Raw genomic sequence first — 8010 nt, 5'->3', positions numbered from 1 at the left:
ATGCCCAAACGCTCACGCACCCGCGAACAAGACCAACGTGACCGCATCGCCGAAGAACGACGCCTACGCGCCGAAATCAACAACGACCTCGCCTACGAAAGCGACTACCAAGCCTGGCTCGCCGAAGAAAACGGACCACCACCACCCTTCTGAGCAGGGGCGATCAAGCTTCGGCGCGTTCCTTCAGCCGCTGCAGGGTGAGCTGGATGTGCTCGGCGTTGGCGCCGTCGCGGTCGGGCACCCCGGTGGCCAGCCCAGCGACCTTCTTGAACCAGCCCGCACGGCGGTCCCAGGTGGACTCGGTCACGGTGCAACCGCCCTCGGCGGGAGTGATGTCGTAGCGCCAGTGCGCCACCGGGAACACCAGGGACTTCACGTCGAAGGCGAACGTCTTGCCGGGCTCGGCGTCGGTGACGGTGCACGTCGTGCTCCAGGCCTTCGAGCCATTGCGGTTGTGACCCTTGAAAACTGACCCGGGGGTGGCCGAACTGCCCTTCTGCCACTCCATCGCATGAGCCTCCTCGGCGAGCGAGGCCAGCGTGGGCAGATCGGTGATGAGTGCGTACACGGCTGCGGGATCGGCAGCGATCGACACAGTGGCTTTCACAGGCGCGGTCATGGGCCGATCGTAGACCCGGGCTACCGGTCGATCATCCGCATCTGGGCCTCGGTGTGATGGTCGCCGGCGGGCGCGGCGAGATTGTCGAGCCGGGACAACTGGTCGGGAGTCAGCGTGACCGCATCCGCCGCGATGTTCTCCTCCAGTCGTTCGACCCGCCTGGTTCCCGGAATCGGCACGATGTCGGGGCCCCGCGACAGCAGCCAGGCCAGCGCGACCTGCCCTGGCGTCGCTCCCGAGGCCTCGGCGATGGTCCGCACCTCGTCGGCGAGCCGCAGATTCACCGCGAAGTTCTCGCCGGTGAACCGGGGGTTGTCGCGGCGGGTGTCGTCGTCGGCGAGGTCGTCGACGGATCGGATCTGGCCGGTGAGGAAGCCGCGTCCGAGAGGTGAGTAGGCGACGAAGCCAATACCTTTCTCGCGCAAGATATCCAGGATTCCGTCCTCGGGGTCTCGGGTGAACAACGAGTACTCCGATTGCAGTGCGGTGATCGGGTGGACGGCGTCGGCACGCCGGATGGTCTCGACCCCTACCTCGGACAACCCGATATGGCGAACCTTGCCCTCGGCGATGAGGTCGGCCAGCACGCCGATGGTCTCCTCGATCGGCGTGGAGCGGTCCAGGCGGTGCTGGTAGTAGAGGTCGATGTGGTCGGTGTCCAGGCGGTGGAGCGACCCCTCCACCGCGGTGCGGATGTTGGCCGGGCTGCTGTCCGCCCCGTCGCGGCCGGTGTGGGAGATCATCCCGAATTTGGTGGCGAGCACGACCTTGTCGCGTCGACCCTTCAGTGCCTGCCCGACCAACACTTCGTTGTCGTAAGGGCCGTACACCTCGGCAGTGTCGATGAGGGTGACACCGAGGTCGATGGCCCGGTGGATGGTGCGGATCGACTCGGCGTCGTCGCGACCGGCGCTGCCATAGGCGAAGGACATGCCCATCGTGCCCAGACCGATCCGCGCCACTTCGAGGTCACCCAACCGTGCGGTCTGCAAAGTACCCATCGCTCCAGTCTGCCCGGGAATCGGTGGCCGCGCCGTGGTGTTGTGCCGCATATGACCGAGCGCCAGGTGCTGCAGCCCAGCGCAGCCCACCCCATCACCATCACCCCGACCGGACGTCGGGTCACCGTCACCGTCGGCGGCGCGATCATCGCGCAGACCGATGCGGCCCTGACCCTGCAGGAGTCGACTTATCCAGCCGTGCAATATATTCCGCGCGCCGATGTAGTGTGGGAAACGCTGACTCGTAGCGCCGCCACCACCTACTGTCCCTACAAGGGTGAGGCGAACTATTACCACGTCGGCGACGTCGAGGACGCGGTCTGGACCTACGAGCAGCCGTACGCGGCCGTCGCTGAAATAGCCGATCACCTGGCCTTCTACCCGCAGAAGGCCGACATCGCCCTGGCCTAGTCTGGAGCGGTGCCCTCAATCAGCGTCACGTTCGAAGGCCCGGCCAGTCCGGGGCTGACGCTGGCTCCCTGGCGCCGCGGCGGGTACGACCCGACCAACCGGATCAGTGTCGACGGCGCGATCTGGCGCGTAAGCGCGATGAAAACCGGTCCGGTGACCGCACGGATCACCAAGTCGGCCGTCGACACCGTGGACTGCGAGGCGTGGGGCCCGGGTGACGCGGAGTTCCTGGACGGTTTTCCGGCGCTGGTGGGTGCCGACGACCACGCCGCTGACTTCGATCCCGTCGAGCCGACCATCGCCGAGGCGCACCGGCGCGTGCCGCACCTGCGTCTCGGGCGCAGCGGCCGGGTATTGGAGGCGTTGGTGCCCGCGATCATCGAGCAGCGGGTCTCGGGCATGGATGCCTGGCGAGCCTGGCGGCGGTTGGTGACGAACTACGGCGCCCCGGCGCCCGGTCCGGCGCCTGACGGGATGCGCGTGCCACCTACCGCCGACGTGTGGCGACGTATCCCGTCGTGGGAATTCCACCGGGCCAACGTGGACCCGGGCCGGGCCCGCACCATCGTCGGCTGTGCCCAGCGCGCCGATGCCATCGAGAGGCTCACCGCCGAGCGGGCGGTGACGGCGTTGCGCTCGTTGCCCGGTGTCGGTGAGTGGACGGCGGCAGAAACCGTGCAACGCGCCTTCGGCGACGCCGATGCGCTGTCGGTAGGCGACTATCACCTGTCGACGATGGTGGGACGCACCCTGCTCGGCCGGCCGATCGACGATGCGGAGATGGTCGAACTGCTCGAACCTCTGCGCCCACACCGGCAGCGGGCCGTCCGTTTGTTGGAAGCCAGTGGGCTGGCCCACAATCCGCGTTTCGGAGCGCGTCAGGCCATTCCGAACCTGCGCGCGCTGTAGCCGGGGTGATTGCGCGCCGCCGTTGTCGGGTACCCCGGGGCGGAACCGATCGTGAACCGAAAGGAGCCGCAATGACCTCGTTCACCATTCCCGGTCTGACCGACAAGCAGGGCAACGAAGTGGCCCAGCTCTTGCAGAAGCAGCTCAGCACGTACAACGACCTGCATCTGACGCTCAAGCACGTCCACTGGAACGTCGTCGGCCCGAACTTCATCGGCGTCCACGAGATGATCGACCCACAGGTGGCGCTGGTGCGCGCCTACGCCGATGAGGTCGCCGAACGAATTGCTGCGCTGGGCAAATCGCCGAAGGGGACCCCGGGGGCCATCATCTCTGACCGCACCTGGGACGACTACTCCGTCGGACGTGACAACGTGCAAGCGCACCTCGCGGCGCTCGACCTCGTCTACAACGGGGTGATCGAGGACACCCGCAAGGCGATCGACAAGTTGGAGAAACTCGATCTTGTCTCCCAGGACGTTCTCATCGACCATGCCGCCGAACTCGAGAAGTTCCAGTGGTTCGTCCGGGCTCACCTGGAGAGCGCCGGGGGCACGCTGGCCCATGAGGGCGCACCTACCGAGCGCGGTGCCGCCGGCAAGGCGCGGCGTAAGAGTGCCTAGGCTGCGTGCTTGACCTCAACAGTTGTTGAGGTGCCAGGCTCGCTGTCATGCCTACCTGGATCTGCACGGGATGCGGTGTGGAACACCCGGATTCCGCCATCGAACCGGCCGACAGCTGCCCTTGACGCAGAGTGGCTTCCGGCTCCCGATCCGCTGATAAAGCAGTGGACCGAGGAGCTGGAACCGCTGCCCGGAGTGCGACTGATCCACGTCGGCGGTCACATGCGGGGCAGTTCGGTGGCGCTGACGGCTGACGGCACGCTGTTGGTCGGGGACACCATCTCCGGCGGACTGGCCCGCAACTGGGTGTCGTTTCAGCGCAACTTTCCCAAGCACGTCCCGCTGTCGGCCGCGGTGGTGCGCCGGATCGTGGATCGGCTAGACGGGTACGACTATGACCGGCTCTACACCCTTGGCGGCGACGAGATAGACAGCGCCGCCAAGGAGGTAGTGCACCGGTCAGCTGATACTCATATCCGTTGGGTCAGTGGAGAATTCGACCATCTGACCTGATCTAGCGGGTGCGCTCCTGGTCCAGGGTGTCCTCGCGCACCGGGCGCTCGGCCAGCGCCTCCGGGGAACCGAACAGGAACGAGTAGGCCAGACCGGCGATGGCCGCACCGACCAGGGGGGCCAGCCAGAACGCCCACAGCTGCGCGGGCGCGCCGTTGCCGTTGAAGAACGCGACCGCCGTGGAGCGGGCCGGGTTGACCGAGGTGTTGGAGATCGGGATCGAGATCAGGTGGATCAGCGTCAGGGTGAGGCCGATCGACAGACCGGCGAAGCCTTTCGGTGCGCGGTCATCGGTGGAACCGAGGATGACCAGCAGGAACACCGCGGTCAGGATCACCTCGGCCAGGAGCACCGCGGCCAGCGAGTATCCGCCGGGGGAGTGTTCGCCGTAACCGTTGGCGGCCATGTTCCCGGTGGCAGACCAACCGTCTTTGCCGCTGGCGATCACATAGATCACCACGCCGGCCACCAGACCGCCCACCACCTGCGAAATCCAGTACGGCAAAACGGCCACCCACTCGACGCGGCGGGCCAGTGCGGCACCCAGCGTGACGGCCGGGTTGAAGTGCCCGCCGGAGATGGTGCCGAAGGCGTAGACGCCGGTCAGCACCGTCAGGCCGAACGCGAGGGCCACCCCGAGGAACCCGATCCCCACGGAGAAGCCGTCGGAGAGAAACTTCGCGGCGAAAACCGCGCTACCGCAACCGCCCAGGACCAGCCAGAACGTCCCGATGAATTCGGCTGCCAATCGATGTGACATGCTCGGCGTACTCATGGCGAACTCCTCCGTAGATGTGGTTCATCCGGAGGGTTTCACGCCAGTAGCTGATGGCAGAGTCGTTGTTGCCGAATTGATCGCACAGTGAAATTTACGTTGCCGTGGAAATCAGCGGTATGCGGTCAACCGGGCCACCAGCGCCACCGCGCCGTCATCGCCGATGGCCTGCGCGTCAACCGCTCCTGAGCTGCGTCCGACCCGCAACGTGCGCGCCTCGTAACGTGATTCGTCACCGCCACGGAACTGGCGCAGGTAATTGACCCGCAGCGAAGCCGTCCGCCAAGGCTCGCCGGCGTCGGCACCGAGGGCCGCGGAGCCGACGAGTTCCAGCGCCGCTGCCGATACTCCACCGTGCACGATGCCGATGCTGTTGTTGATGACGGGGTCGGGCAACTGCCGCAGCACCGCGGTGCTGCCACCGGTCTCGGCGACCTGGACCGACATGCGGTCCTCCAGTGCCGCAGGTAGCGCGCCCTCGGTTGAGTCGGTGGGCCATTCGAGGATGTGCCCTGGCGCATGGATGTGGAAGGACCGCACCGTCGCGGTCCCGATCAATTGGTCTCCGTGAGTCAGCTCCGACAGGCTCAGCGAACCTGTGCCCTTCGGGCCGAACGGACGGGCGGTCGCCACCACGGGCACATCCGGCGTGGCAGTGACCAGGTCTATGGCATTCGGGGTGAGCTCGATGGCCAGCTCGCTGGACACGGTCCACTCGTCTTCGTTGCGGCGAAGGTGGTTGATCAGCCCGCCGATGTGATCGACCAGCATCGCCAGCGGAGCGATGGTCGGTACCCGCGTCAGGGGATTGAGTAGTCCGCCGACGGGGATGGAGGCCACGCAGCGATCCGGGCGCTCTTCAAGGGTTTGTACGCCCATGCGGCCCAACGGGGTATTCAGCGGATAGTGCATCGCTGTCAACAGTTACGCCCACCACGGTAGCCATATACCCCCTAGGGGTATACAGTGGCGACATGGCCACGACCGAACACGCGATGCACGAAGACGAACACGCCGGTCATGCGGGACATGCCGGCCACGGCGACCACGTCGCCCAGTTCCGCCGGCTGTTCTGGGTCATGGCGGTTCTGGCAGTGCCGACGGTGGCTCTCTCGCCGATGTTCGCGATGCTCCTCGGCTATTCGATCCCGGATGTCCCCGGAGCACGCTGGATCTCCCCGGTGCTCGGCACCGTCATGTACGTCTGGGGCGGTCGGCCCTTCCTGACCGGTGCCGTCAGCGAGATACGTTCGCGCGCACCGGGAATGATGCTGCTGATCGGATTGGCGATCACTGTCGCGTTCATCGCGTCGTGGGGCGCGAGTCTCGGCGTACTGCACCATCAACTGGACTTCTGGTGGGAACTGGCGCTGCTGATCGTGATCATGCTGCTGGGCCACTGGATCGAGATGCGCTCCCTGGCGCAAACCACTTCCGCTCTGGACTCGCTGGCTGCGCTGCTGCCCGACGAGGCCGAGCGGGTCGAGGGTGACGGCGAGGCCGAGCAGGTGGTGGCTGTTCCCCCAACGGATCTGCGGGTCGGTGATCTGGTGATCGTCCGGCCGGGTGGCAGCGTCCCCGTCGACGGCCGGATCACCGACGGTGCAGCCGATATGGACGAGTCGATGGTCACTGGTGAGTCGCGGACGGTGCGCCGGAGCGTGGGCGACGACGTCGTCGCGGGCACCGTCGCCACCGACTCCGGATTACGCATCCGGGTGACGGCCGTGGGCGACGACACCGCCCTGGCCGGCATCCAACGGCTGGTCGGCGAGGCGATGAACTCGTCGTCGCGAGCGCAGCGACTGGCCGACCGGGCCGCGGGCTGGCTGTTCTGGTTCGCCCTGGGATCGGCAGTGCTGACGGCGCTGGCCTGGACCCTGTTCGGCGAACCTGACCAGGCCGTCGTCCGCACCATCACCGTGCTGGTGATTGCGTGCCCGCACGCCCTGGTCCTGGCCATCCCGCTGGTGGTGTCCATCGCGACCGAGCGGGCCGCCCGCGGTGGTGTGCTGATCAAGGATCGGCTGGCGCTGGAAACCATGCGCACCGTCGGGGCGGTCCTGTTCGACAAGACCGGCACGCTGACCAAGGGTGAGCCGGCCGTCACCGCCATGGCGGCCACCGAGCGTCCGGACAACGAAGTGCTGGCGCTGGCAGCGGCCGCCGAGGCCGACTCCGAACACCCGCTGGCCCGTGCCATCGTCGACGCGGCTCGTCGCCGCAACGTCGACATTCCGCCGGCCAGCGACTTCAGTTCGTCACCCGCGGTCGGTGTCAGTGCCATGGTCGGTGGGCATCGAGTGCAGGTCGGCGGCCCCGCATTGCTCGACCAGGCCGGGCGCTCCGCGCTGCCGGATGCCTCCGGGTGGGACGGCGCCACCGTGCTGCACGTGCTGGTCGACGGGGAAGTGGCCGGCGCGCTGGCGCTGGCCGACGAGGTGCGCCCGGAATCCCGGCAGGCCGTCGACGCGCTGCACGACCTCGGAATCGAAGTGGTGATGATCACCGGTGACGCAGCGCCCGTCGCTTCGGCGGTGGCGACAGAACTGGGTATCGACCGGGTCTTCGCCGGCGTGCGGCCCGAAGACAAGGCGGCCAAAGTCGCCGAATTGCAGGGTGAAGGTCTGACCGTCGCGATGGTCGGTGACGGCGTGAACGACGCGCCGGCGCTGGCCCAGGCCGACGTCGGCATCGCGATCGGCGCGGGAACCGACGTCGCCATCGCATCGGCAGGCGTCATCCTCGCCAGCTCGGACCCCCGGTCGGTGCTCTCGGTAATCGAGCTTTCCCGGCAGTCGTACCGGAAGATGAAGCAAAACCTTTGGTGGGCAGCGGGTTACAACCTGATCTCGGTGCCGTTGGCTGCGGGAGTGGCCGCTCCACTGGGCTTTGTAATGCCGATGTCGGTCGGAGCGATACTGATGTCAGCGTCGACGGTTGTCGTGGCACTCAATGCGCAGTCGCTACGTCGTCTCGACCTACGGCCCGAGGCCGGCGTGCGCAGCGTTGCGCGGGCCTCGGGACGTTGATCATGCAATTCTAAGAATCTGACTAAGCTTTCCTGCAAATATTGATTGTTGATATAACGGCACTATAACGGCACAATGTGATGTGTATGGCAAACTAAATTGACGCGAGGGGTTACTGTCGGGCACG

At 66.6% G+C, this 8010-nt stretch carries 9 protein-coding genes; 5 read left to right on the top strand and 4 right to left on the bottom strand.

All coding sequences use genetic code 11. The annotated features are described in order from the left end of the window. Nucleotides 1-163: 163 nt before the first annotated feature. Together A5779_RS14580 and A5779_RS14575 are read right to left on the bottom strand one after the other, a co-directional pair. Nucleotides 164-619, bottom strand: a complete 456-nt coding sequence (locus tag A5779_RS14580; protein WP_064883025.1) for an SRPBCC family protein — start codon at nucleotides 617-619, stop codon at nucleotides 164-166. A 20-nt stretch (nucleotides 620-639) separates the two neighbouring features. Further along, nucleotides 640-1611 (bottom strand): aldo/keto reductase, encoded by a 972-nt coding sequence (locus A5779_RS14575; protein WP_064883030.1) that lies wholly within the window; start codon nucleotides 1609-1611, stop codon nucleotides 640-642. 60 nt (nucleotides 1612-1671) lie between these two features. Between A5779_RS14575 and A5779_RS14570 the strand changes: the two genes are divergently transcribed. The 4 genes from A5779_RS14570 (at nucleotide 1672) to A5779_RS14555 (ending at nucleotide 4076) form a co-directional block, all read left to right on the top strand. After that, nucleotides 1672-2031, top strand: a complete 360-nt coding sequence (locus A5779_RS14570) for a DUF427 domain-containing protein (RefSeq protein ID WP_064883023.1) — start codon at nucleotides 1672-1674, stop codon at nucleotides 2029-2031. Nucleotides 2032-2040: 9 nt separating this feature from the next. Then, nucleotides 2041-2940: a DNA-3-methyladenine glycosylase family protein gene (locus A5779_RS14565; RefSeq protein WP_064883022.1), complete on the top strand. Its 900-nt coding sequence runs from the start codon at nucleotides 2041-2043 to the stop codon at nucleotides 2938-2940. Between the two features lie 71 nt (nucleotides 2941-3011). After that, nucleotides 3012-3563 (top strand): Dps family protein, encoded by a 552-nt coding sequence (locus A5779_RS14560; RefSeq protein WP_055118784.1) that lies wholly within the window; start codon nucleotides 3012-3014, stop codon nucleotides 3561-3563. Nucleotides 3564-3572: 9 nt separating this feature from the next. After that, nucleotides 3573-4076, top strand: coding sequence for an MBL fold metallo-hydrolase (locus A5779_RS14555; protein WP_236734770.1), 504 nt, complete (start codon nucleotides 3573-3575; stop codon nucleotides 4074-4076). A gap of 1 nt (nucleotide 4077) precedes the next feature. On the opposite strand, the gene aqpZ is transcribed toward A5779_RS14555, so the two are convergent. Both aqpZ and A5779_RS14545 read right to left on the bottom strand, forming a co-directional pair. Continuing rightward, complete coding sequence (gene aqpZ / locus A5779_RS14550; protein WP_064883020.1) at nucleotides 4078-4851, bottom strand: aquaporin Z; 774 nt, start codon at nucleotides 4849-4851, stop codon at nucleotides 4078-4080. 111 nt (nucleotides 4852-4962) lie between these two features. Further along, nucleotides 4963-5763, bottom strand: coding sequence for a PaaI family thioesterase (locus A5779_RS14545; protein WP_064883017.1), 801 nt, complete (start codon nucleotides 5761-5763; stop codon nucleotides 4963-4965). Nucleotides 5764-5825: 62 nt separating this feature from the next. Here A5779_RS14545 and A5779_RS14540 point away from each other — a divergent pair, with 62 nt between their 5' ends. After that, the gene (locus tag A5779_RS14540) at nucleotides 5826-7883 is read left to right on the top strand and encodes a heavy metal translocating P-type ATPase (RefSeq protein WP_064883015.1); all 2058 of its coding nucleotides are present in this window, start codon (nucleotides 5826-5828) and stop codon (nucleotides 7881-7883) included. Nucleotides 7884-8010: the final 127 nt, after the last annotated feature.

Source organism: Mycolicibacterium peregrinum, from assembly GCF_001665625.1.
GTDB classification, from domain to species: domain Bacteria; phylum Actinomycetota; class Actinomycetes; order Mycobacteriales; family Mycobacteriaceae; genus Mycobacterium; species Mycobacterium peregrinum_B.
Note: the sequence above shows the minus strand (reverse complement) of the source record. Positions and strands in the feature narration are given on the sequence as shown.

What these genes read in the sequence shown, in the direction of transcription:
- A5779_RS14580 (WP_064883025.1), bottom strand. Translation starts at nt 619, where the DNA reads ATGACCGCGCCTGTGAAAGCCACTGTGTCGATCGCTGCCGATCCCGCA.
- A5779_RS14570 (WP_064883023.1), top strand. Translation starts at nt 1,672, where the DNA reads ATGACCGAGCGCCAGGTGCTGCAGCCCAGCGCAGCCCACCCCATCACC.
- A5779_RS14560 (WP_055118784.1), top strand. Translation starts at nt 3,012, where the DNA reads ATGACCTCGTTCACCATTCCCGGTCTGACCGACAAGCAGGGCAACGAA.
- aqpZ (WP_064883020.1), bottom strand. Translation starts at nt 4,851, where the DNA reads ATGAGTACGCCGAGCATGTCACATCGATTGGCAGCCGAATTCATCGGG.
- A5779_RS14545 (WP_064883017.1), bottom strand. Translation starts at nt 5,763, where the DNA reads ATGCACTATCCGCTGAATACCCCGTTGGGCCGCATGGGCGTACAAACC.
- A5779_RS14540 (WP_064883015.1), top strand. Translation starts at nt 5,826, where the DNA reads ATGGCCACGACCGAACACGCGATGCACGAAGACGAACACGCCGGTCAT.